Genomic DNA, 23,298 nt, shown 5'->3' with positions numbered 1-23,298 from the left:
TATAGACATTTAATGTTTAATATTAATTTAAGGTATTACAGGTTAACTTGTATTCCGAATGAGATTGTACGGGGCAATGGATAACGTCCCTGGTCGATACCTCTCGAGAATACGTTGTAACTAACGCCTGCAACGGAACTTTCACCCAAGTCGGGAGTATAGCCTGAATATTTGGTCAGTGTGAACAGGTTTTCCATAGAAGTGTATATTCTTACATTTTCAAGTTTTACCTTCTTAGTCAGGTTTTTCGGTAATGTATAACCAATATCCAGTGTTTTCAGACGCATGTATGAACCGTTTTCCAGCCATCTGTCGCTGTATGCCCACTTGTTATCCGCGCCATCTGTCTTGGAGAAGCGTGGAATATCGGTGTTCTGGTTATCCGGTCTCCATGAGTCAGCCAATACAGTGCTCATGTTTCCGTTGAAGTTTCCTGATTCCAGGCGGTAGCGTGGGTAGTTATAGATTTTGTTGCCTACCATTCCGTCAAAGAACAGGTTGAAGTCGAAGTTATTCCACTCGCCACCCAGTCTGATACCGAAAGTGAAATCGGGGAAAGGACTTCCTACATCATGCTGGTCGTCTGTATTAATCTTGCCGTCACCGTTCCAGTCTTTGTAACGTACGTCACCGACTTGTGCTCCGGGTTGGATAAGTTCGCCGTCTTTGTTCTTGTAGTTGGCTATTTCCTCTGCCGAACGGAATAAACCGTCTGTTTCAATCAGGTTGAAATAGGACATCGGATGCCCTTCGGCAAACATATTGATACCACGACCACCGGCACCGTGCGCGCTATATCCGGATATCATCAGATTCTGACCACCGAGTGTAATCTTGGTTACTTCATTCTTATCGGCAGCGATATTGGCACCTATATAATAGGTGAATTTTTCCTTGATAGAACCACGGTAATTCACCGCAAACTCAAATCCTTTATTCCGTACCTGACCTGCATTCTGAATAGAGTTTCCGCTAATACCGGTAGAGGCGGTCGAAGGAATAGGAAGCAATACGTCATTTGTGTTTTTAATGTACGCATCCGCAGTGAAAGTCAATTGTCCGTTCAGAACGCTGACATCCAGACCGATGTTGTAAGTCTCCGTATTTTCCCACGTCAGATTGGCGGGTGAAATAGCCTGTACATAAGGCATGGAGCCAAACCACGGCGCATTGTTCGATACATAGTTCATTCCGTCCGATACGACACTCTGCGTAGGATAATAGCTGGTCATTTCCTGATTACCGAGTTTACCGTAGCTAAAACGTAGCTTTAACTGGTCGAATACATTCTCCAACGGTTTAAAGAACTTCTCGCGATTGATATTCCATCCCACAGAAGCGGATGGGAATGCACCGTACCGATGTCCTTGCTTGAAACGTGACGAACCGTCGCGACGAATAGACGCAGAGAATAAATAACGGTCGTCATAGGAGTACATTACACGTCCGAACAGAGATACCAATGCCAGTTCATTCAGACTGCTGGATGCTTTCAGGTTGGAAGGGTCCACGTTACCCGGCATTGTTTCTATAAATTGAGGCATATCGCTGTTCTTACCGTACAGGCTGTGGCTCTTGTCTTTCTGTGCTGAGTAACCTGCAAGAAGTGACAGATTGTGCTTATTGAATGTACGGTCGTAATTCAACGTGTTCTCCAATACCCACGATTCCCAAGTCGATGATTTCTCTTCCAAGTCGGGCTTGTCATTCTTACCGAAGGTACCTAAATCATACGCATCTGTATATTTACGGTATTTGGTATGTTCTTTTCTGATACCTACATTCAACTTATATTTTAATCCTTTGATGATTTCCGCCTGCAAATAAGCATTGAGGAAGATTCGGGTTGTTTCCGTCCGTTCGTCATTCACTGTCATTTCCGCCAATGGGTTAGGCAGGTTTATATCGTTGGAAGTACCCCAACCGCCCGAATTTGTAGAGTCGTATACCGGCACTACCGACGGGAACTGGAATATATCGAACATAGTATCCTGATGAATATATCCGCTACCTTTGGTCATGTTCAGAATCATGGATTCACCTATTGTCAACCGATTGTTCAGGAAAGAATAATCGCTCTTCAAACGGATATTGTAAGACTCATGATCTGTATTGCGCAAGATACCTTCTTTATTGAGATAACTTACGGATGAGCTGTAAGAACCATTTTTTGAACCGCCGCTGATAGTTGCGTTGGCCTTGTACGTCATGGCAGTACGCAGCATTACATCCTGCCAGTCTGTACCTTCACCAATAAAGGGTGTTGCTCCGTTCTCCGAACCGTAGCCATCACCTGCCAGGCGATAGTAACGTGCGAAACGGCTATATTCTTCTCCATTGAAAACCTTCAGTGTTTTAGGGGCTTGGCTGATACCTGTGAAGAAATTGACATCCAATTTGGTAGGCATGTCTTTACGACCGCTTTTTGTGGTGATTAATACCACGCCACCTGCTGCGCGCGAACCGTAGATAGCTGCTGCGGCAGCATCTTTCAATACCTCGATAGAGGCAATGTCATTAGGGTCGACCATGCTGATGTCACCAAAAGCACCGTCAACTACATACAACGGATTGTTGTTGGATAATGAACTGATACCGCGTACGTTGATTGTCATGCTTCCATTAGGATCACCACTGGAACTTGCTACTGATACGCCGGGAATCTTTCCTTGTAATGCCGTTGCGGCATTGGAAGCTACCTGTCCGTTCAGTTCTTTGGCGCTAACCGAACTAACCGCTCCCGAAAGATGGCTTTTCTTTACTGTACCATAGCCGATAACTACTACTTGTTCAAGAGCTATATTATCTTCTTCCATCGAGACATTGATAGGAGCCCCGGATGTAATAGCCCTTTCTATTTGTTTCATACCTATTGTTGAGAATATCAAAGTATTCCCTCTGCTTGCTTTGATGGCGTATTTTCCATCCGCGTCTGTTACTGTGCCAGTGTCCTTGCCCTTGACTCTGACCGTAACTCCAGGTAAAGGTTCATTCGTTGTAGCTTCTGTTACTACTCCTTTTACTTCAATGTCTTGAGCTGCCAATGGGATGCTGGTCATGCAGAGAAATAAGAATAGTAAGAAATGAATTTTTCTTCTCATAATTTATTGCATTAGATTTATAACTCTAGTTCAATTGCTCATTGATCCATGGAAACTTCAACTGACAATTGTCTGATGCAAATGTAGAGGATAATGCTACGTACGGCAAATATTATTTTAGCTGCTTCTGATACAATTTTGCCTGCATTTTCTTGATGTAATTAATTATTAATAAGAGGGCTGTGCTTTATATGTGAAACCAAAATATGCTGTTTATAAGCCATGTATGCCTTGGAAAAACTACTTGTATCTTTCATTTATTGTATAATTCTATCTTTTTTCTTATATTAAGAAAAGGAATTATGGTATTATAAAGAAGAAATATGATACTATGATTATCTTATTAGTGATACTATTTTGCTGGTAATAATTTAGATATTGCTTCTGTTGTTCCACTTATTCAGCCTTGCGTGTGATTAAAATTGGAAATATAGTCTGTTTTGACAGGTAGTTATTTAATGCTCTTTTCTGTTTCGTATAAGAAATAAAATAGCTATATTTGCTTTAGTTATTACTTATAAGAAATAAAATGAGGAAGCCGGAGTATTATAAAAGAGAATTGTATATTCAACGTATAAGACCTTTTGTCAATACGCAGATGATAAAAGTAATTGTTGGTCAAAGGCGTGTAGGAAAGAGCTATTTGCTATTTCAGTTGATGGACGAGATTCATAGTGAATTTCCAAAGGCAGACATCATTTATATCAATAAAGAATTATTTGAATTTGACCAGGTTAAAACATATGCCGATTTAATCAATTATGTGTCTGCTGCAAGGAAAAATACAGAAGATAAATGCTATCTGTTTATTGACGAGATACAGGATATAGAAGATTTTGAGAAGGCTTTGAGGCATTTCTTTGCAGAGAATATATATGATATTTACTGTACCGGAAGTAATGCCACCATGCTTTCAGGGGAGTTGGCTACTTTCCTGAGTGGCAGGTATATTGAATTCAAAGTATATGGTTTGACGTATGCAGAATTCTTGGTATTTCATAAGTTGGATGATTCCAGTGAGGCATTCAGCCGTTTTTATCGATTTGGTGGGCTTCCTTATTTGGCCAGTTTGCCTTTTGAGGAACACCTTGTTATGGAATATCTGAGAAATATTTATAATACAATTATATTAAAGGATGTAGTAAATAGGTATAGTATAAGGAATGTACGGCAATTACAGGATTTGACGGTTTATTTGGCTGATACAATAGGAAACCTCTTTTCAGCAAATAAAATAAGCGAATATCTGAAATCACAACGGGTGGATTTATTGCCCAAAACAATATTAGAATATCTTACTTATCTGAGCAATGCTTATTTTGTGAGAAGAATCCGTCCAATGGATATTCAGGGGAAAAAGCAATTTCAAATTGGTGAGAAGTATTATTTTGAAGACTTGGGGATACGTAATGCTATCCGGCCTTTTCGTGCAACTGATATTGGGCAGGTCTTGGAAAATGTGGTGTGCCATCATTTATTGGTGTATGGATATACTTTATATATCGGCAGGGATGGCGACAAAGAGGTTGATTTCGTGGCAGAGCGAAATGGGGAGAAACTGTATGTCCAAGTGGCATATTCAGTTATAGATGCAAAAACACATGAACGGGAATTTGGTAATTTGCTGGATATACAGGATAATTATCCCAAAATAGTGGTTACTATGGATGAACTCGAAGGTACGTCTTATCGAGGAATAAAACAGATTCCGATTCGTAAGTTCCTGCTTGACTGGAAGTAACTCAATATAAAAAAAACGCCAAGTTGATGATTCTGTATTTCGAATCGGATAACTTGGCGTTTTGTATCAACTACAAACAGAAGGTCATATAAGCAGGCAGATACACTATTCCTTCCTTTACGCACAGGTTCTTCGGATGAATCACATAACATTCTCCTATGCGCTGATGAAAACTTTCGTTAAACTTGATGAGTGAACGAATAGTATACTTGTCATTCGATTTGACCTCTATCGGATAAATTTTATATTTTAGTTTGCTGTGGTTCGACAGGATAAAATCTATTTCCATGTCGTTGCGGTGCTTCTCTTCATTGTATCGTGTGTAGAAGTAAAGCTTATGTCCGGCAGCCACAAGCATCTGCGCGATTACGTTCTCATAGAACATCCCCTCGTTTACCGACAGTTTTCCCAACAGGATTTCCCGGTAAAGTTCTCCGTCAGAGATTTCATTCTCATCGAACGTATGGCTGATGAGCAGTCCGGTATCACCCATATAGCACTTCACGTAGGTTCTGTCTTCATTCAGCGAGAGTCCCACATTAGGGTCCGAACAATTAAAGCATTCATTGGCAATCATCGAATCGGAGAGCCAAAAGAAAGTATCATGATACTTTGGGAAGCTTGCTCCCTTTTCAATGCGATTCATCACTACCCGTCTTTCCGAACGAGAAAGAAAAGCAGGAATCTGGTCAAAAATGCTCAATACGTTCGACCTGTAACCTGACTTTATCTTCATTATGTCGTTCCGATACAGAGTCAATATGTCCCTTTTTTCCATATCGGCCATTTCGAAGCTCCGGTTGTTCTCCAGATATGCTGACAGGCTTTTCGGCATACCACCCACAATCATGTATTGACGGAACAATAGCATAGCTTTGGCGTGAAGCCCCTGTTCCAATGGTTCTTTTTTATCAAAGCATTGGCGGATATATGTTATCAATGGCTCTTCATTCATTGCCCAAGCAAACTCCTCGAAGTCCATGGGGTACATAAGCTGTGTTCTCTCTTCTGAGGGAATGGTTATATCCTGTACATTTTCTTTTATGGAAATGAGCGAGCCTGTCTCAATATAGTCGAACCGCCCATCCGCAACCAGATACTTTATTGCTTGCCTAGCTTTCGGAAACTGTTGTATCTCATCAAATATGATGATGGATTCCTTTGGGTAAAGTTTTACACCATATTCCGAAGAAAGAATCAGGAAAAAGGTGTCGAGATCGTTCATATAATTGTTAAAGGCTGAAATAACTGAGTCACTTACCTTGTTGAAGTCTATCAAAAGATAGCTCCGGTACTCATTTTTTGCGAACTCTTCCACAAGAGTGGATTTACCTATTCGCCGGGCGCCTTCTATCAGAAGCGCTTTGGTTCCTGCCGCCTGTCGTTTCCAGGCAAGCAGCTTGTTATACATTTTGCGTTTAAATATCATGTAATTCTCTATTTATCATCTTATTAGTACGCAAATTTAATGATATATTCTGCAATACGCAAATTTAATATCCTATTTATACCCTGCAATGCGCGCTTTTGATAAGTGCTATTTCACCTGCAATACGCACTTTTTGAGGTGCAACAAACAAACAAGCCCGCCATTGACTTGGAATTTGTCAATAACGGGCAGTTGCTATTATGCTAAGACCTATATCTAACTCGTGTTATCTTAAAAATAAAACTGTTCTGCCAGAACAAGCTTGTTAGCTTCTACGAGTTTACGGATGTTTTTCACAGAAGCTGCCGAGCGGAATCCATCCGCCGGTGTGTGGAAACAATAATCTATCAATCTGTCGATTGTCGAAGTTGCCACATGCATACGAGTATCGGAAGAAGCGTAATAGATATACACTGTTCCGTCCTCGTCTGCAATCCACCCGTTGGAGAAAAGTACATTGGATACATCTCCGATTCTCTCTTCTCCCATGGGGGCTAATAAGAAACCACCCGGTTCGGCAATGCTCTTTGTCGGGTCTTCCAGCGATGTCATGTATAGATACAGGACATAACGCAGACCGGCAGCGCATGCACGAACTCCGTGAGCCAGGTGTAACCATCCTTTGGGGGTTTTGATAGGATGAGGCCCTTCACCGTTCTTCACCTCTTTAATGGTGTGATAATGACGATGATTTATAATGGTTTCTTCTTTTACTTCTGCATGAGTAATATCATCTATCAGCGCCCAGCCGATACCACCGCCGTTTCCGGCATCGATAAAGTTATCTTGCGGGCGGGTGTATAGAGCGTATTTACCGTTTACGAACTCCGGATGTAATACGACATTGCGTTGCTGACTTTTAGAAATCAGATTCGGCAGCCGTTCCCAGTTCTTCAAGTCTTTGGTGCGTACGATGCCTGCTTTGGCTACGGCAGAGGACAGGTCGCCCGGTGCAGCATTGGGAGCAAGGCTTTCACTACAGAAAATACCATAAATCCAGCCATCCTCGTGAGCCGTCAAACGCATATCATAGACATTTGTTTCTGCCGGGTCAGTATCCGGTAATTCTATTGGGTATTCCCAAAAACGAAAATTATCTATTCCATTGGGGCTTTCGGCAATGGCGAAGAAAGATTTGCGGTCATTTCCTTCTACGCGTACTACCATCAGATACTTTCCATTCCATTTGATAGCTCCTGAATTCATGGTGGCGTTGACGCCAATTCGCTCCATTAGCCATGGATTAGTTTCCGGATTCAAGTCATAACGCCACTCCAGGGGAGCATGCTCGTTCGTTAAAACCGGATATTCGTATCTTTCAAAAATCCCATTGCCCGGAAGGATGATCCTGTTCGTGCGGGTTATCAGAGTTTCATGCGTTTCTTGTAGAAGGCGCAATCTATTGTCATAAATTCTACTCATAGTGAATTGTTCTTTCTATATCTTTCTAAAGTTAGAATCTATCGGAAGTATGGGGTACTTCCGGTGGATTCATATGTCTTTATAAGGCTAATGTGTTTATGTGTGAGCTATTATGTAAGAATCATAATCTTTGCCATCTTCACGGAATTTTATCCAAAAAAATCCATTTGGTTCCCGCCCCTCATCATATTGTACTTTTTCCATTACTACATTAGAAATCTTAATTTCACTACCATTTTGACCGGAACTGTTGAGAGTGTATAATGTAGCATCGGTCTTGTTGCCTTCTGTACGATCTCCTTTGAAGGAGATAACGAATCCATTTCGTATGTTTTTGTCTCCTGTCTTTATGGTTGTGATACCGTCTGCTTCGTTAATAGAGCATCCGCCTGGTATTCCAAAGGAACCTTGGACAAACCATCTTGCTACATTCTCTTCAAATGGATAATCAATGCATTTCACAGTGATTACAATTGGTGTTTCAAGTATATTGTCAGTGATTGTAATATCCTCATTCAATGCCATTTTCTTTTCAATGCCAGTTACAATCAGTTCTTGCTTGTCTTCTGAGAGAATACATGTCATAGACGGGCCGCATTTGATAGTATAATCTCCGCTACCGTCTATTATGGGGATTCTTAGTTCCTTGCCAATCCATAGATTGTCAACCTGAGTCATTTCAATAACAAGTCCGCCTGTTACTCTTACTTTCATGGAATTGGTGAGCTTCATTCTGTCAGTAACAGTAATATTAACTTCGCCTTTGGAGACTCCTGTTACTTTAATGGCGCCTTCTATCATTTCCGCAGTTGCTATTTCCGGATTTTCACTGACTACAGAGTACTCACCATTACCAGACGTAATGTTGATAATCAATTCTTTACCTATTTCACAAACTTTTTTCGTTATATCTTCAGTTACTAGATGCTCAACGCATACTCTAACTTTCAAAGTCGTTTTATTTCCGTCAGCGTCGGTTACAATAATATTGCAGAAATCGCTGCTAAGTGCAGTGACTAATATTTTGCCATCTTCGTTTATTTCGGCAGTAGCCACTTCGTTGTTGCTGCTTTCCACTTGATAGCCGCCATTACCGCTGATGATGTTAACTAGTGCAGTTTTGTTTTCATCCAAGAACATGACTAATTCTTCTTTGTCCAGCTTCAGTTCGAAATCTTCCTTTACCTTAATAGTGAATGCAGCCGAATGTTTGCTCCAATCCGTTATGGTGGCTGTTGTTGTTCCGTCCTTCAGACCGTTAATAATAATGCGATTACCATCTAGAGTGGCGCTTGCTATGTTCTCATCAGCTATGGTTAGTTTATAATTGCCATTTCCGCTCGTGATATTGATTTCAGCAAAAGGGTTTTCTCCATCCGCTTGTATGAAAACCTCTGTTTTGTCGATAGTCAATTCATTGTACGACGGGATGTCTTCCGAGCATCCGAATGTTAGTATGGCGGAGCTTAATAAAGCTCCTGCCAAGTATATAATATTCTTTTTCATTCGTGTATTAATTCATTTTAATTGTTCAGTTGTTCCTTTTATTTGAATCTTCCGGTGATAGTTACTACACTATACTTAGGTACATTAACAGAACGTTTTCCGGTTGAAGAAGGATTCAGTTTCTTGCGGAACCACTTTACGCTGGAATTAGAAGTATATGAAACCATACTTTCAAATTCTTTGCCTTCAATTTCCAGTAAAGCGTCAAATGCTTTGCTTTTTGACTTATTCACCAATACGATGGTATATGTATCGTCTTTGATGTATGCCGATGCACTCAAATCCCTCGGAATTCTGTTTGCTGTGGTTGAAACGGTTTCTACATCTACGCGTGTTGAACCTCTTTTGATATATCTGGAGAATTGTCCGATAGAGTAGTAACGGTCTACGCGATAATAGTCAGTACTGAAATCCCACGCATTAGTTTGGAGAAGGTTTTCACCGGTCGTTGAGCATTGACGTGCTCCTGCCCACCATACAACGGCATTGGTGCGTGCTTTTGTCAGATAATCGTGATAGTTCTTTGCCCATTTCATTGCATCATTCCATGTCTCGTCACGAGTTTTGTCATCGCAAGTTTCTGTTTGCCATACATGAACTCCATTCTCTTCGGCTGTTTTCATCGGTAATATATTAGCGTCAACTGTGGAATAACCATGTCCTGCTGCAACAATATCGGCATCTACTAATCCCGGATTGTTTTTCAATGCAGTTTCTACCCATTCAACGGCATTTGCCCACCAAGGTAGTTCTCCATAAATGATTTTTGTGTCTTGGAGACCTTGTCTATTTAGTTCCGGACGCAGGTTATTCATTACGAAATCTGCCATTTGCTGGTTTCCCCACATACATCCGTCCCATCCGCCCATAGCTTGGTCTGGTTCGTTCCAGCCGGAGATGCCATAGACATTGATGCCAAACTTTTCTTTAAAGGCTTTTGCAAAACCGGTAAGGAATTCGGCATACTCTTTGCTATATTTACTATTGAAAGAACCACTTCCGGAAGTGGCTGTTTCGCCATCGCCAGATTTCCATATTACTGGAGGACTCCATACAGAAAAGAAATAATAGATATCCATCAACTTCTTCTTACATAGATAGTCGATAATCCACAATTGTGCGTATTCTTTAAATTTATCAGCGTTTGAACTGAAAAGTACTTTTGCTTCCGCAGAATGCGCTCCCAGATGATAGTTCTCTTGTGTTTTAAAATTGAATGTTTTGCCATCGTCAGATGCGGATGAAGCACATACCTCTCCACGATAGATATTAAATCTCAATCCGTTTTCGCCATATAGGTCATCCATGATTTGTTCGCGTTTTGTGCACCCGTATACGGCTTCTGCCCATCCGAAATTACATCCGAAACCATCGATTTCCTGCTGCTTGCTTTCAGGTTGGATTCTGATAACCGACTCTGTGCTGGGTTCCGGTGAAAGACCGTCATCTTCGTCGGATATGACCATCGGATCCGGAATATACACTTCATCATGGCTCAGACTATTGTCATCACAAGCTGTGATGCATCCGAGCAGCAAGAACAAAGATGTGCTTACAAATAAATATATCTTTTTCATAAATTTGTATCTTAAATTGTTTTTAATTATTTCCATAACTCATTCTGTTCCACTGATGAGTTATTCAACTCTCCTGCAGGAATAGGGAAATATTTATATTTTTCTTTGAAGTTATAAGCTCCCTGTTTATCATTACCTTTTAATATCATCTGAATTTGGGGAGTTGTATACCAACGCTTCAAGTCGTCGAAGCGATGACCCTCGCCAAAGAATTCGAGCAGACATTGATGTTCAATCTCTTTCATCAAGTCGATTTGTTCAAAATCTTTTTTGGGTAAACCTGCTCTTTGGCGGATTTCGTTCAATGCCCAGTTAGCTTGGTCTTTGTCTGCAACTTTAGCGCAAGCTTCAGCGTATAGCAATAATGTTTCTGCAAAACGTATTGCACGTACATTGTTTGCTCTCCCTTCTACATTGCCCATGTTGTCGGCACTTTTTGATTTTACATAGTGTGCAGTATATTTTTTCAGAAGGAATCTGCCGATTTGTGCACCGCTGGATTGGCTGACATTAAAGATGGGAGCACCACCGGCCATTTTGGAAGCATTGCCTGTCCAAAGATCGTCCATCGTGAAAAGGCCGCCGTAGAATTTCCCGTCATACCAACCATTTTCTTCTGATACCCAATCGCCATATTCGCTTGGTGTGAAGAACATACTGGCATAAATACGTTTATCATATTTAGAGTCCGGTTCCGCTGTTTTATCCGGATTTGTTATCCAGTCCCCGTTTTCGTCTTGAATCATGGATCTGCTTCCGCGTGTTTCGGTGGTGAATTCGCTGACAAGGAATGCAGAAGGCATTAGCTTTGCCCATCCCCCTGATTTTGCGGGACCTACAAATTGTGCCAGTGAGCTTCCCAAGCTGATGCCGCCTTCGTTACCCCATGACATATCGCCGTCACTGCTATATTGCAATTCAAATACGGATTCGGCATTGTTTTCATTGGCTGTAGTAAAATTATCCACGAAGTTTTCCATCAATCGATAGCGTTTGCCCGGATTGGAACCGTCAAAATAACTGTAAGATGAATCAATCAGACCTTTCAACAGAGTTTTAGCTTCGGCATATTTATGCTGTGTTGCATATACTTTGCCAAGTATAGTGATGGCTGCACCTCTTTCGATACGTCCTTTTTGTTCTGCAGGGCGGTTTTCAGGCAGGTTTCCGTCTTTGATGGCGGCAAGCAGATCCTTTTCGACCTGTGCCCAAATTTCGGATTCAGGAGATGCCTTCTTGTCGGCTTCGTCTTCATTCGATGGTATTAAGCGCAGAGGAACTGCTCCGTAGTTACTCACTAGCAGAAAATACTGATAGGCTCTTAGCGTGAGGGCTTCTCCTTTAATTGTAGCACGGTCGCTTTCCGTGATGCCGCTTGCCGGAACCTTGTCGATATATCTCAGTACGATGTTGGCACGTTGAATACCTGCATACAGTGCACCGTAGGGGTCATTTCCTGTTGTAGCGGAGTTTTGAAATGTGGCAATGTCCCACATACTGGCTTCTTCGTTCAGTATAGTAAAGATATCATCTCCACGACTGTTGAGGTTGAGCCATCCGTCGAAGGCACCGTAATATCCGTACATTTGATATTTGATAGGTGAGTATGCCGCTGCCAATGCACTTTCTGCATCCGCCTTATCTTTCCAGAAATTTTCGTTTGTAAAGTGGTTCGGGTCTTTCAGATCCAGAAAAGAGTCGCTGCATGATGTCAGCGCTCCCGAAAGGAGAGCTGATACAAGCATATATGATAACCAATTCTTTTTCATAATTTAATTTTTCAATGTGTAAATCTTAGTATGTTATAATCCTAACTGGATTCCAAAAGAGAAAGTACGGGGAATAGGGTAACGTCCCTGGTCAATTCCTCTGGAGAATACGCTATAGCTCACGCCGGTTGAAGAACTTTCACCCAAATCGGGAGTGTAGCCGGTATATTTGGTCAGTGTCAACAGGTTTTCCATTGATACGTAAAGACGCAGATGCTGAATCATTACTTTTTGTAACCATTGTTTTGGGAATGTATAGCCTATGTCTATTGTTTTCAGGCGTACATAAGAACCGTCTTCCAACCATCTGTCAGTATAGGCAAGTTTATTGTCCGTACCGTCTGATTTGGAGAAACGCGGCATGTCGGTATTGGTATTATCCGGTCTCCAGGATTTGGCTACGTTTGTACTCAAGTTACCGTTGAATGCTCCTGATTCAAGACAATAACGTGGATAGTTGTAGATTTTGTTGCCAGCTACGCCGTCGATAAAGATGTTGAGGTCGAAGTTGTTCCAGTCGCCGCCCAGTCTCAAGCCAAAAGTAAAATTAGGAAGCGGGCTGCCAACATCGTGTTGGTCATTAGTGTCGATTTTTCCGTCGCCGTTCCAGTCTTTGTATCGCACATCACCTACTTGTGCACCTGGTTGAATCAATTCACCTTTGCTGTTTTTGTAGTTTTCAACTTCTTCTATACTGCGGAAGATACCATCTGTTTCAATCAAGTTGAAATAAGACATGGAATGTCCTTTTTTAAACATATTGATACCACGTCCGCCCGCTCCGTGTGCTGAGTATCCTGAAATAGACATATACTTTCCACCGGCAGTGATATTGGTTACCTGATTGCTAGCAGTGCTCAAGTTGGCTCCGACGTAGTAGTTTACTTTGTCGCCAAGACGGTCGCGCCATGTTGCTGACAATTCGATACCTCTGTTTTGTATTTGTCCGGCATTTTGGATAGGAAGGCCGCTGATACCTGTAGAAGCTGCTAAGGTAGTAGGTATTAACACATCATTGGTATTTTTGATATATGCATCGGCTGTAAGGGCAAGTCTGCCGTTTAATAGTGTTACATCCATACCGATGTTGTAAGTCTCTGTGTTTTCCCATGTAAGGTCGTCTGGAGATACGGCAGTTACGAAAGGTAGTTTTCCAAACCAAATAGCGTTGCCTTGTAGGTAGTTCATACCCTCACTTACCACACTTAGCGTAGGATAATAGCCATCCATCTCCTGGTTACCCAGTTTACCGTAGCTTAAACGTAGTTTCACTTGGTCAAAGATGTTTTCCAATGGGCGGAAGAACTTCTCACGATTGATATTCCATCCCACAGAAACTGAAGGGAAACTACCGTACCGATGTCCTTTTCCGAAGCGTGAAGAGCCGTCACGACGGATAGAAGCAGAGAGCAAATAACGGTCATCATAAGAATACATCACACGTCCGAAGAGCGAAACCAATGCTAGCTCAGCTCTTGAACTGCTTGCTTTCATGGTAGTTACATTCCCATTCATTGTTTCAATGAACTTCGGAAGATCGGAGTTGCTTCCGTTTAGACCATAGATATGGTCTCTCTGTGCCGAATAACCTGCCAGCGCAGATATGGTATGTTTGCCGAAAGTGCGGTCATAATTCAGGGTGTGCTCAAGTACCCAAGAATCGAAACTAGAGAAACTTTCCGAAAGATCCGGGGCTTCGTTGATGCCATAAGTTCCCAGGTCGTATGCATTGGTGTAATTACGATTCTTCGTATGGTTTCTTCTTACGCCTAAGTTCAGTTTATATTTTAGTCCGTTGATAACTTCTGCCTGAATATAAGCGTTTAGGAAGATTTGCGTATTTTCGCTTTTTGCATCATAAACTTCGGAGTTGGCATAGGGATTCGGAAGGTTAATGTCTGCAGATGTTCCCCATCCGGTACTATTGGTCGGGTCGAAAACGGGGATAACAGTCGGGAAACGTAGCAGGCCGTTCATTGTGTCTTGATCTATGTTGCCTTTGCCCTGTGACAGACGAACGATTAATGATTCGCCTATGGTGACACGGTTGTTGAGGAAGCTGAAATCACTTTTCAGTCGGATATTGTAGGACTCGTGGCTGCTATTGCGCATGATGCCGTCTTTGTTCAGATAGCCGCCGGATGCACTGAATGATGCATTCTTCGAACCACCTGTGATACCGACATTGGCCTTGTAAACCATAGCTGTGTTCAGCATAATGTCTTGCCAGTCTGTGCCTTTACCAACAAATGGCACTGCATCTGTTTCTGCTCCGTAACCATCAGCAGCCAAGCCATAGTAGCGTGAAAAACGGCTGTATTCTTCGCCATTCATTACGTTCAGTTTTTTAGGGTTCTGCTGAATGCCAGTGAAAGCGTTGATATCAACTTTGGTTGGCATTTCTTTGCGACCGCCTTTTGTAGTAATCAACACTACACCTCCCGCTGCACGCAAACCGTAGATAGCGGCTGCAGCAGCATCTTTCAATACTTCGATAGACTGGATGTCGTTAGGATCGATCATATTGATGTCGCCAAATGCACCGTCTACAACAAATAGAGGGGTATTGCTGGATAGAGAACTGATACCGCGTACATTGATAGTGGTTCCGTCATTAGGATTACCACTGGAACTCATAACGGATACACCTGGGATTTTTCCCTGTAAGGCAGTAGCTGCGGAAGTTGCAATATCTCCGTTGAGTTCTTTCGTTCCAACGGAACTTACAGCTCCGGAAAGGTGGCTTTTCTTCACTGTACCGTAACCGATAACTACTACTTGATCCAGTTGCACGTTGTCTTCCGCCATCGATACGTTGATGGGAGTATTGGAAGAAACTTTTCTTTCAACAGTTTTCATACCAATGGTAGAGAAAACAAGTATGTCGTTCATTTTCACCTGTATGGTATATTGACCATCTATATTGGAGATGGTACCGTTGGCGGTTCCTTTTACTTGGACAGTGACTCCGGGCATCGGCTCATTGGTCGATGCTTCGGTGACTGTACCTGTTATATTTATTTCTTGTGCAAACCCGGGAAGGGTAAGAAGGCACAAGAAAAAGAAAAAACAAAGTATTTTTTTCATGATACTATTTGAGTGTTTAAACTGTACTTATTCATTAGAAATCTTTTTTACTGTCTTTATGTTGTTATCTTTCTAAATGTAACCCAATTTTGACGTATTTACATTCTCCACTCAATTCCCCACTTCCACTTTCTTCTTTATATGTTAATAAGTCAGGTAGACGTTTTAAGAAGATTTCCAGATTAGGAGCATATTGAGCCATTGTTGGATCGCTTTTCAGTAATGGCATGAGAAAACCCATGGCCGCTTCATTATTGCCCACTTCTGCTAATAATTTGAGAGCACCTAATAAAAACTCTCCGTCTATGTTAATAGACAGCTTATTGTTATTAATTGAATACTCACATGGAATACCATTTTCAAGAGCTGGTTTCAAAAACTCAATTAGTTTTGTACCGAGTGCTTTAAGGTCTTCCGCTGCTCCACGAGTATTAGGTGTCGGTTGTACAAGACTTTTGATCGTGTTTAATAAGAATTGGCCATTAATCTCTATATAGATACGATTTTCGTTCTTTTCATCATAATAATAACGAATGATATTACGGTTCATATTTGAACTCCATCTGTCCGGATTGGATGTATCGCTGTCCCAAGCGTAAGTAGCATACAGGCTTCCGTTTGGCATAGCTGTGATGCTTTGCAATAGGTCTGCGACTGTTTGTTGGAGATTGAATACTTGAAACATAGCAGCAAAGTATAGTAAACCTTGCAGTTCATTAGGTGTGTAGGTATCAATATTCATATCGCCGAGACCTGGTATGTTTATTTCCCCAAATTTAATTTTTAGATTGGTATCCCAATCAAACCATAAGGGTGTCATCATAGGACTTGGCAATTCTAGATTTGGCTTTTGTAAATTCCACGTACTTGCCAGTTTGGTTTCTGTTAGTTCATAATTAATATTTAAGGTCATTTTGCCATCTGTAATTTTACCTTCATATTCCATCGTATATGTTTTCTGATCAAGGCTACCTCTAAATGCATAGGTCGATCCTCTTTTGTATACAGAAACATTAGTAAAGGTTAGTTCCTTTACTCCCGGAATCGGACAGCTTCCTGTATACTTAAGACCCATACCCTGAATCAAATTAGCACCTGGAATCAAGGCAATTACACTTTCCAAATCAGTCTCTATAGCAGTAAATGTAATTGTAGCTGATTCATTATTTTCATCAACAGCCATAACTACTTTCTGTCCTTCAAGCAGGTCACCATTGCATATCATCTCCAGATCAAAATCACCCACCATGCTATATTCACCATTTAAATCGGGGATCTCATCTTCAGCTTTTGTGTCATCAGTAATTTTCTGTTCCAGATATTCGTCATCGACACCGTTTACACAAGAAGTAAAAGTGCCTGTGTAGCTCAATAGGCACGCTGCACTAATAAGATAAAATAATTTGTTTTTCATTGCATATATAATTTTATGTTGTTAAACTCTGGGGGCAAAGGTAGGGTGGTTTGTAATGGAGGACAAATATAATTTTATCAAATACTAATACAATATTAACAAAAAGCGTAAAAATGAGTAAAAATAGTGGTTTTATATCTTTAATACAATACTGAAATTCCATAAATTGCTGTATTTGTTGATGTAAATGTTAAATCTGTGTATACTTTGTTCTCGTCTATGGAGTGTCTGTTTTTAAAGCATACATTATTGTAATATATGTGGCTGCATAAAAGGCTTTGAATATTTATTTTGAACTAAATCACACCATCCGGTGACCCTATGTTGTTTCTCCTTTCAAGTATTATTAAACAATAAGTCGATGTCATAAACTGCCCATCAACTGTTAATAGTTGAGATGTCAGGTATTAATAGTTGATACGTCAGGTGTTAATACCTGATACATCAGACATTAATATCCAAGACACAAGCTATATATGCCTTGTACATTGGATGTATATACGCTGTACATTGGGTCTATATGACCTGCACGTTGGAACTATATATCCTCGATAACCAGTCATTCCTGATGTTCGTTTAGCTCATATCGGTACAGAAACGAATAGAGAACAAGGGTTAAATGTACGTACGCTCTATCCTCGCCTATGAATCATCTGTTTTTAAAGCATATACTCTATATTGTATATATAACTGCGAAAAAAGACGTTGGAAGATTTATTTTTTCTATAAAAAAGACGTTGGAAGATTTATTTTGCTATTTTTGTATCAAAATAAACAGCCATGGAAGAAAGAGAGATTGAAAAAATATATAGAAGCTATCGGAGAAGACTAAAAGATACACCTCTGTCGTTTACACGATTCCTGTATGAGAAAATAAATTGGAATGATAGGCTTATTGGCATTAAAGGAGCTAGAGGAGTAGGGAAAACAACACTTATGCTTCAATATATTAAGCGTAATTGGGAGCAGACAGATTGTGCATTGTATGTTTCGTTAGATAACCTGTGGTTTTCCAATCACTCGTTAGATGACTTAGTCGAGTATCATTATACACATGGGGGAACCCACCTTTTCCTTGACGAGATACATCGATATCCTTATTGGCAGACTATGCTTAAAAATTTGAATGATGATTACCCGGATTTGCATATAGCATATACAGGTTCTTCAATGTTGGAGATTGATTTACAGCAAGGTGACCTGTCAAGACGACAGATGGTTTATCAACTGGTAGGTTTATCATTCAGGGAATTTCTGGAATTTGAATGCGGACTGAAAATTAGAGCATATTCATTGGAAGAATTACTGCAAGATCATGTGGCAATCGCATCAAATATAACGGAGCAGGTGAAAATTCTTCCATTGTTTGAGAAATATCTTCGAACAGGCTATTACCCTTTTTATAAAAATACCTGTGAGGGATATGATTTCCGGTTACAGGAAGTGGTCAGGCAAGTGATTGAATCGGACCTGCCGGCTGTGGAAGATATACAATATGTAACAATACAGAAGGTGAAGAAGATGTTAATGATTCTGGCGGAAAGAGTTCCTCATACTCCTAAGATGAGCGAGCTTTATAAAGAATTGGAAACGAATAGAGAGCAAGGTTTGAAGATGTTATATGCTTTGGAAAGAGGAGGTCTGTTATCTTTGCTGACTACACAGGTGAAGAATTACAAGAGTCTTTCGAGGCCGGATAAGATCTATTTGGATAATCCTAATCTAATGTATGCTTTATCTCCCAATATAGATATTGGTACGTTGAGAGAGACTTTTTTCTTTAATCAGCTAAATATTACTCATGAATTGTTGTTACCTCAACGGGGTGATTTTTATGTGGACAGACATTATTTGTTTGAGGTGGGAGGACGGACAAAAACATTCGAGCAAATAAAAGATATTTCAAATAGTTTTCTTGCTGTTGATGGAACAGAAATAGGACATCACAACAGGATTCCGCTATGGATATTTGGATTGCTTTATTAAAAGGTTTATAAGAAGGTGGCGATGTATCCGCTTGTGGTTCGATCTCTTTTATACTTTATTCTCGTGTAAATTTGTATCAGCCATAAATAATTGAATTTAATGCGGCAATGCTCTCATCTACCAAATCGGAGATACCATCAAGCTCCAAACCGCTTACCATATGTAGTTCAGCATCCACAATATCTTTTAATGTCCCTTCTTCTGTCAGGTAATAGGTGCCGATACTTCTTATTGGCAGGATATAATTCTCCGGGACGATCTTCGCAGTAGCCTTACGAGCTTTTTCCCATGCCACAGAGGCGACCATTGATACATTCAAAGCGGTCAAAACATAAGGACTATGTGTTAAATCTTATGATACACTTCCCTTCTTATTTCAACTTTCTGATAAGGGAGAAATAAGAAGGGGATATGTAGATATATATTTTACTTATAAAATCTCTATTTCTTTTTCTGATAATCCGGTACTTTGTATGATTACCTCAATAGTAACTCCCAGCTTTTTCATGTTACGGGCAACTTCCATACGTCCTTCTTGAAGCCCTTCCATGCGTCCTTCCATACGTCCTTCCATACGTCCTTCCAGTTTCGCTCCATCCAACACATCATTCTGTATCATGATGGCACTCAAATGTTCATCATAAGCCTGGCGTTCCGCTTTGGACATATTATAATAAACCAGTTTTTCGCGAGCTTCTTTCAGTCCCGGCGTTTCCGTATCAAAACGGATACAACCTGTCTTCAGATACTCCACCCATTCTTCCAAAGGAGTAACAGCCACTTTGTTGAACTCATTCACCCGAATTAGGAAATACTCGGGAAATACTTCTGCGGGGAGCTTATGCACCAGTGCGTCTTTCTCTTTGGTAGTCACTTCAAGTCGGTCGTTCGTATGTACTCCGACAAAGTTGTTCTGTCCGTGATATAAGTAGTCATCTCCCTTGCCAATATCGAAGTACAAGATGCTGATGGAATAAATCTTTTTCACCTCATAATAGCGTTCACCAAGAGATATATGCTCCGTGATGGCTTTTGCCACTCCGTAGAGAATACGTTCCAAATAATAAAGTTCACGAGTATTCTGAACCTCAATGATAATTATTTCATCCTTATCATTTTTGGCTTTGATATCCACACGGTTGAATTTATCATCGGCTGTCTGCTGGTTACTTTCACTTTCAAGTATCTCGATGATTTTCACCTCTTCGCCAAGTAGTACCGTAAGGAAACCTTCTAAAACACTGAAGTTAGCCTTCTGACGAAGCAGTCTTTTGATTGCCCAGTCAAAACGAATATATCTGTCTGCCTGTTCCATATCACTTCCTTTTTTAAGTTATGGCAAAGTTACAACCTTTTTCGCAGAATATGAAGATTAAATGCCTAATATTCATTAGTAAACCTTATCGGTGATTATCTCTTTTTTCTTTAATTCTTTCTGCCTACTTTAAAAATGTATACATTAAATTTTATGATACACCTCATCAAACGGTACTCTGCATCGTTCTCCCCAGATACCTTTGTTCCCATCCCGTATTCCACAGGAAATAACCATGTTAATTTCAGCACCATGAGGTAGTTTCAGAACTCTTTTTAGTCGACGGCTGTCCAAGCCTTCTAAGGGACATGTATCATACCCTTCGTTTGCCATCGCAATCATAAATGTCTGGGCGGCAAGCGCGCAGGATTTATGGGCTACTACGCGTGTGTCATTTTCTGAGACTTCGAGCATCATCGGACGGAAAATGCTGATAATATTTGCCAGTAATTTCCTGAATAGCCCTAAAATTCCGAAGAAACGGGCGTAAACGAATGGCATCAATGTCCCGTAGTACAGTTCCCGGTCTTTGATGCGTTTTTCCTGACGCTCTTTTGGACTGTAACGACGAATATTTTCACGTTCGAACTCGAGTACAAATCGTGCACGTTTCCTGTACGCATCCCTTCGTACAACAAAAACAACCACTTGCGAGGCTGTCGAGGTTGCTTTTTGATCGAGGCAGGCCCTTGAAACTTTCGCCAACATCTCGGGTTGCGTGATATGGTAAAATTCCCATAACTGCATATCTGAACTGTTGGGAGCTAATGTTGCCAGTTCCAAACAATGCTTCACCCTTTCCGGAGCTATCTGTTTTTCTTTATCATACACCCGTACGGAACGGCGATAATTGAGGACTTCTTCTAAATTCATAATGTGTTTATTTTATAGTGATATTATATTAGAACACTTACACTGGCTGTTTGTATTTTAATCAACTGAATTTTTATTCTTTTATATATTATTTTTGCCATCGCATTTTGGCTTATGAATCAATGAGTTGTGTTAAATAGTATAATGTATATTGTGTATATCATATATATATTATATATTTGTATCAAATATCAAAGATTATGGCAGCAGTAACATTAGAAAAGAAAAGAAAAAACATTGATTTGCCAATAGAGACTTTGCAGAAATTATCCATCATGGCGGCGTCTCAAGGCAAAAGCTTGAAGGCATTCATTGAAAATATTTTGGTGGCCAAAGCTGATAGCCTAAGCGTGGAAGTATCAACCAATCCAAGCCCAAGTGGTGACTCATGGTTTGATAATCCCGAAAACATGGCATCCGTAGAACGTGGAATCGAAGATGCTAAAAAAGGAAAAGTCAAAGCTTATTCAATGGATGAAATCAGAAGCTTACTAGGGGTATGAGCTATAGGATAGTGTTAACGGAAGAAGCCGAGAAACAACTTATCCAATGGAAAAAATCCGGGCAAAAGAAGGATTTAGCAAAAATACTCTCTCTGTTCAAAGAGTTGGAAGAACATCCATCCACAGGAACAGGACAAGTGGAACAACTGAAAGGCAACCTTTCAGGGTATTGGAGTAGGCGCATAAATAAACATTTTCGTATCATATACACTATACATGAAGAGACAGTTACAGTAACTGTTGTTTCTGTAAAAGGGCACTATGGAGATAAATAAGTAATATATACTTTAGCTAAATTATAATAAGCGATGGAATTAGTTTTTCACAGCTTTTTTGTATATGAATAAAACTTGTTATGTGGTTGTCTTTTAAATAACTAATCGTTTAAATCAAATAAGTAACTTATTAATAAGGAAAGGGGAAGCTACAACAAATCTAGCTTCTCCTTTCCTTATTTCTTAATTTCCTATATAATCTCAATGGTTATTTGAAAACAATATTCATCGGTCTGCCAATCCAGACTTGTGGTTGTTCAAGATTGAAAATAGATGCTATTGTAGAAGCTACATCGTATTGCATCATACTTACATCATCGAATCTAAGTCCTTTTTTGATATTCTTACCGGAAATGATAAACGGGGTTTCCATTTCTTGCATCGTTTTTCCACCGTGTCCTTTGTCGATGCCACCATGGTCGGAAGTCAATATGAAAATGGTGTCGTCAAAGATTCCGGCATCTTTCACTGCCTGAACGATTTGGCCGACATAAGTATCCAGCTCTTTGAGTTTCTCATAATAGGCAGGAGTGTCATGTCCTTCAGTATGACCGGTATGGTCCGGACTATCATAGCAGATAGCGACGAGAGCCGGCTGTTTTTCCTTAATATAAGCGGATGCCATATTGCCCAACTCTTTTGGAGTCTTGTTGTAATCGGCAACATGGTAATGGTAGCTCATGGAAAGAGTGTCTACTAAATATTTGATTCCTTCCCATTCGTACAAACAGCCGATTTCTGCCTTCGGACGAGCATCGCGCAGCAATTGGAAAACAGTAGGGAAAATGCCATGTTCGTTCAATACACGTGATGGAAGTTCCGGGGTTTTAGAGCCCCATTCGGTGTATCCGTGAAGTTCCGGTCCGGCTCCCATAAACATGGATGCCCAGTTGATGGCGCTGGAGGAAGGAAGGGCGGAACGTTTCTTTAGTGTATAAGAACCGTCTTCCATCAGCTTTTTGACATTGGGCATATCTGCTTTGGGCAGGCTATATGCGCCCCAGCCATCCAATCCGATAAAAACAACGTGTTTGGCTTTGTCTTTTCCTTTGGCATTGCAAGAGAAACTTAGACTGAAGAGTAAAGCAAATGTAGTAAGTAGTGTTAATAAGGTCTGTTTATTCATGATACTTTTATTTATATGGTTAATGTTTTATTCGTTGTTTAATGAGAGGTCATAACTAACGATAGACAAAGATAGGGCTATTTTAAAGGAGAGACAAATATAATATTAGCAGATACTAATACTTTTTTTCAATGCGCTTGCTTTATGGAATAATAGCTATTAAAGATGGTGATT

General features: G+C 40.4%; 16 protein-coding genes. 4 read left to right on the top strand and 12 right to left on the bottom strand.

All coding sequences use genetic code 11. The annotated features are described in order from the left end of the window. Positions 1–35 precede the first annotated feature (35 nt). Entirely contained in the window at positions 36–3,101 is a 3,066-nt protein-coding gene (locus HC965_RS03570; RefSeq protein WP_191030161.1) for a TonB-dependent receptor, read from the bottom strand. 529 nt (positions 3,102–3,630) lie between these two features. Between HC965_RS03570 and HC965_RS03565 the strand changes: the two genes are divergently transcribed. Next, positions 3,631–4,842 (top strand): ATP-binding protein, encoded by a 1,212-nt coding sequence (locus tag HC965_RS03565; protein ID WP_191030160.1) that lies wholly within the window; start codon positions 3,631–3,633, stop codon positions 4,840–4,842. Positions 4,843–4,912: 70 nt separating this feature from the next. Here HC965_RS03565 and HC965_RS03560 read toward each other — a convergent pair whose 3' ends face one another. From HC965_RS03560 to HC965_RS03530, 7 genes are all read right to left on the bottom strand, one after another. After that, positions 4,913–6,271 carry an ATP-binding protein gene (locus HC965_RS03560; RefSeq protein WP_191030159.1) on the bottom strand — a complete coding sequence of 453 codons (1,359 nt, stop codon included), beginning with the start codon at positions 6,269–6,271 and terminating at the stop codon, positions 4,913–4,915. A gap of 231 nt (positions 6,272–6,502) precedes the next feature. After that, on the bottom strand, positions 6,503–7,693 hold the full coding sequence (locus tag HC965_RS03555; protein WP_191030158.1) for a glycoside hydrolase family 130 protein: 1,191 nt from the start codon (positions 7,691–7,693) through the stop codon (positions 6,503–6,505). Between the two features lie 96 nt (positions 7,694–7,789). Then, a complete protein-coding gene (locus HC965_RS03550) occupies positions 7,790–9,199 on the bottom strand; it encodes an Ig-like domain-containing protein (RefSeq protein ID WP_191030157.1) in 1,410 nt (469 codons plus the stop codon). A 38-nt stretch (positions 9,200–9,237) separates the two neighbouring features. Continuing rightward, positions 9,238–10,776, bottom strand: coding sequence for a glycoside hydrolase family 30 beta sandwich domain-containing protein (locus tag HC965_RS03545; protein WP_191030156.1), 1,539 nt, complete (start codon positions 10,774–10,776; stop codon positions 9,238–9,240). A gap of 26 nt (positions 10,777–10,802) precedes the next feature. Next, the gene (locus tag HC965_RS03540) at positions 10,803–12,545 is read right to left on the bottom strand and encodes a RagB/SusD family nutrient uptake outer membrane protein (protein WP_191030155.1); all 1,743 of its coding nucleotides are present in this window, start codon (positions 12,543–12,545) and stop codon (positions 10,803–10,805) included. A 33-nt stretch (positions 12,546–12,578) separates the two neighbouring features. After that, complete coding sequence (locus HC965_RS03535; protein ID WP_191030154.1) at positions 12,579–15,632, bottom strand: TonB-dependent receptor; 3,054 nt, start codon at positions 15,630–15,632, stop codon at positions 12,579–12,581. Between the two features lie 64 nt (positions 15,633–15,696). Next, a complete protein-coding gene (locus HC965_RS03530) occupies positions 15,697–17,046 on the bottom strand; it encodes a DUF4925 domain-containing protein (protein WP_191030153.1) in 1,350 nt (449 codons plus the stop codon). A gap of 780 nt (positions 17,047–17,826) precedes the next feature. Here HC965_RS03530 and HC965_RS03525 point away from each other — a divergent pair. Next, the gene (locus tag HC965_RS03525; protein WP_191030152.1) at positions 17,827–19,032 is read left to right on the top strand and encodes an ATP-binding protein; all 1,206 of its coding nucleotides are present in this window, start codon (positions 17,827–17,829) and stop codon (positions 19,030–19,032) included. Between the two features lie 76 nt (positions 19,033–19,108). Here HC965_RS03525 and HC965_RS03520 read toward each other — a convergent pair whose 3' ends face one another. From HC965_RS03520 to HC965_RS03510, 3 genes are all read right to left on the bottom strand, one after another. Then, positions 19,109–19,360 (bottom strand): hypothetical protein, encoded by a 252-nt coding sequence (locus HC965_RS03520; RefSeq protein WP_191030151.1) that lies wholly within the window; start codon positions 19,358–19,360, stop codon positions 19,109–19,111. 102 nt (positions 19,361–19,462) lie between these two features. After that, positions 19,463–20,347, bottom strand: a complete 885-nt coding sequence (locus HC965_RS03515) for an Rpn family recombination-promoting nuclease/putative transposase (protein ID WP_191030150.1) — start codon at positions 20,345–20,347, stop codon at positions 19,463–19,465. Positions 20,348–20,491: 144 nt separating this feature from the next. Then, positions 20,492–21,220: a nitroreductase family protein gene (locus HC965_RS03510; protein WP_191030149.1), complete on the bottom strand. Its 729-nt coding sequence runs from the start codon at positions 21,218–21,220 to the stop codon at positions 20,492–20,494. Positions 21,221–21,420: 200 nt separating this feature from the next. Between HC965_RS03510 and HC965_RS03505 the strand changes: the two genes are divergently transcribed. Both HC965_RS03505 and HC965_RS03500 read left to right on the top strand, forming a co-directional pair. Continuing rightward, on the top strand, positions 21,421–21,723 hold the full coding sequence (locus HC965_RS03505; protein ID WP_191030148.1) for a hypothetical protein: 303 nt from the start codon (positions 21,421–21,423) through the stop codon (positions 21,721–21,723). Further along, positions 21,720–21,998 (top strand): Txe/YoeB family addiction module toxin, encoded by a 279-nt coding sequence (locus HC965_RS03500; RefSeq protein WP_191030147.1) that lies wholly within the window; start codon positions 21,720–21,722, stop codon positions 21,996–21,998. The genes HC965_RS03505 and HC965_RS03500 overlap by 4 nt, the downstream gene beginning before the upstream one ends. 208 nt (positions 21,999–22,206) lie before the next feature. Here the strand turns inward: HC965_RS03500 and HC965_RS03495 are convergent, their stop codons facing one another. After that, the gene (locus tag HC965_RS03495; RefSeq protein ID WP_191030146.1) at positions 22,207–23,124 is read right to left on the bottom strand and encodes an alkaline phosphatase; all 918 of its coding nucleotides are present in this window, start codon (positions 23,122–23,124) and stop codon (positions 22,207–22,209) included. Between the last annotated feature and the right edge of the window lie 174 nt (positions 23,125–23,298).

The sequence above is a fragment of the Bacteroides sp. GM023 genome (assembly GCF_014750685.1).
Lineage (GTDB): Bacteria > Bacteroidota > Bacteroidia > Bacteroidales > Bacteroidaceae > Bacteroides.
This window is presented reverse-complemented; position numbering and strand designations above follow the sequence as displayed.

Excerpts from the sequence above, each read along its gene's own strand:
- HC965_RS03570 (WP_191030161.1), bottom strand. The coding sequence starts at position 3,101 with ATGAGAAGAAAAATTCATTTCTTACTATTCTTATTTCTCTGCATGACC.
- HC965_RS03565 (WP_191030160.1), top strand. The coding sequence starts at position 3,631 with ATGAGGAAGCCGGAGTATTATAAAAGAGAATTGTATATTCAACGTATA.
- HC965_RS03560 (WP_191030159.1), bottom strand. The coding sequence starts at position 6,271 with ATGATATTTAAACGCAAAATGTATAACAAGCTGCTTGCCTGGAAACGA.
- HC965_RS03555 (WP_191030158.1), bottom strand. The coding sequence starts at position 7,693 with ATGAGTAGAATTTATGACAATAGATTGCGCCTTCTACAAGAAACGCAT.
- HC965_RS03550 (WP_191030157.1), bottom strand. The coding sequence starts at position 9,199 with ATGAAAAAGAATATTATATACTTGGCAGGAGCTTTATTAAGCTCCGCC.
- HC965_RS03545 (WP_191030156.1), bottom strand. The coding sequence starts at position 10,776 with ATGAAAAAGATATATTTATTTGTAAGCACATCTTTGTTCTTGCTGCTC.
- HC965_RS03540 (WP_191030155.1), bottom strand. The coding sequence starts at position 12,545 with ATGAAAAAGAATTGGTTATCATATATGCTTGTATCAGCTCTCCTTTCG.
- HC965_RS03535 (WP_191030154.1), bottom strand. The coding sequence starts at position 15,632 with ATGAAAAAAATACTTTGTTTTTTCTTTTTCTTGTGCCTTCTTACCCTT.
- HC965_RS03530 (WP_191030153.1), bottom strand. The coding sequence starts at position 17,046 with ATGAAAAACAAATTATTTTATCTTATTAGTGCAGCGTGCCTATTGAGC.
- HC965_RS03525 (WP_191030152.1), top strand. The coding sequence starts at position 17,827 with ATGGAAGAAAGAGAGATTGAAAAAATATATAGAAGCTATCGGAGAAGA.
- HC965_RS03515 (WP_191030150.1), bottom strand. The coding sequence starts at position 20,347 with ATGGAACAGGCAGACAGATATATTCGTTTTGACTGGGCAATCAAAAGA.
- HC965_RS03510 (WP_191030149.1), bottom strand. The coding sequence starts at position 21,220 with ATGAATTTAGAAGAAGTCCTCAATTATCGCCGTTCCGTACGGGTGTAT.
- HC965_RS03505 (WP_191030148.1), top strand. The coding sequence starts at position 21,421 with ATGGCAGCAGTAACATTAGAAAAGAAAAGAAAAAACATTGATTTGCCA.
- HC965_RS03500 (WP_191030147.1), top strand. The coding sequence starts at position 21,720 with ATGAGCTATAGGATAGTGTTAACGGAAGAAGCCGAGAAACAACTTATC.
- HC965_RS03495 (WP_191030146.1), bottom strand. The coding sequence starts at position 23,124 with ATGAATAAACAGACCTTATTAACACTACTTACTACATTTGCTTTACTC.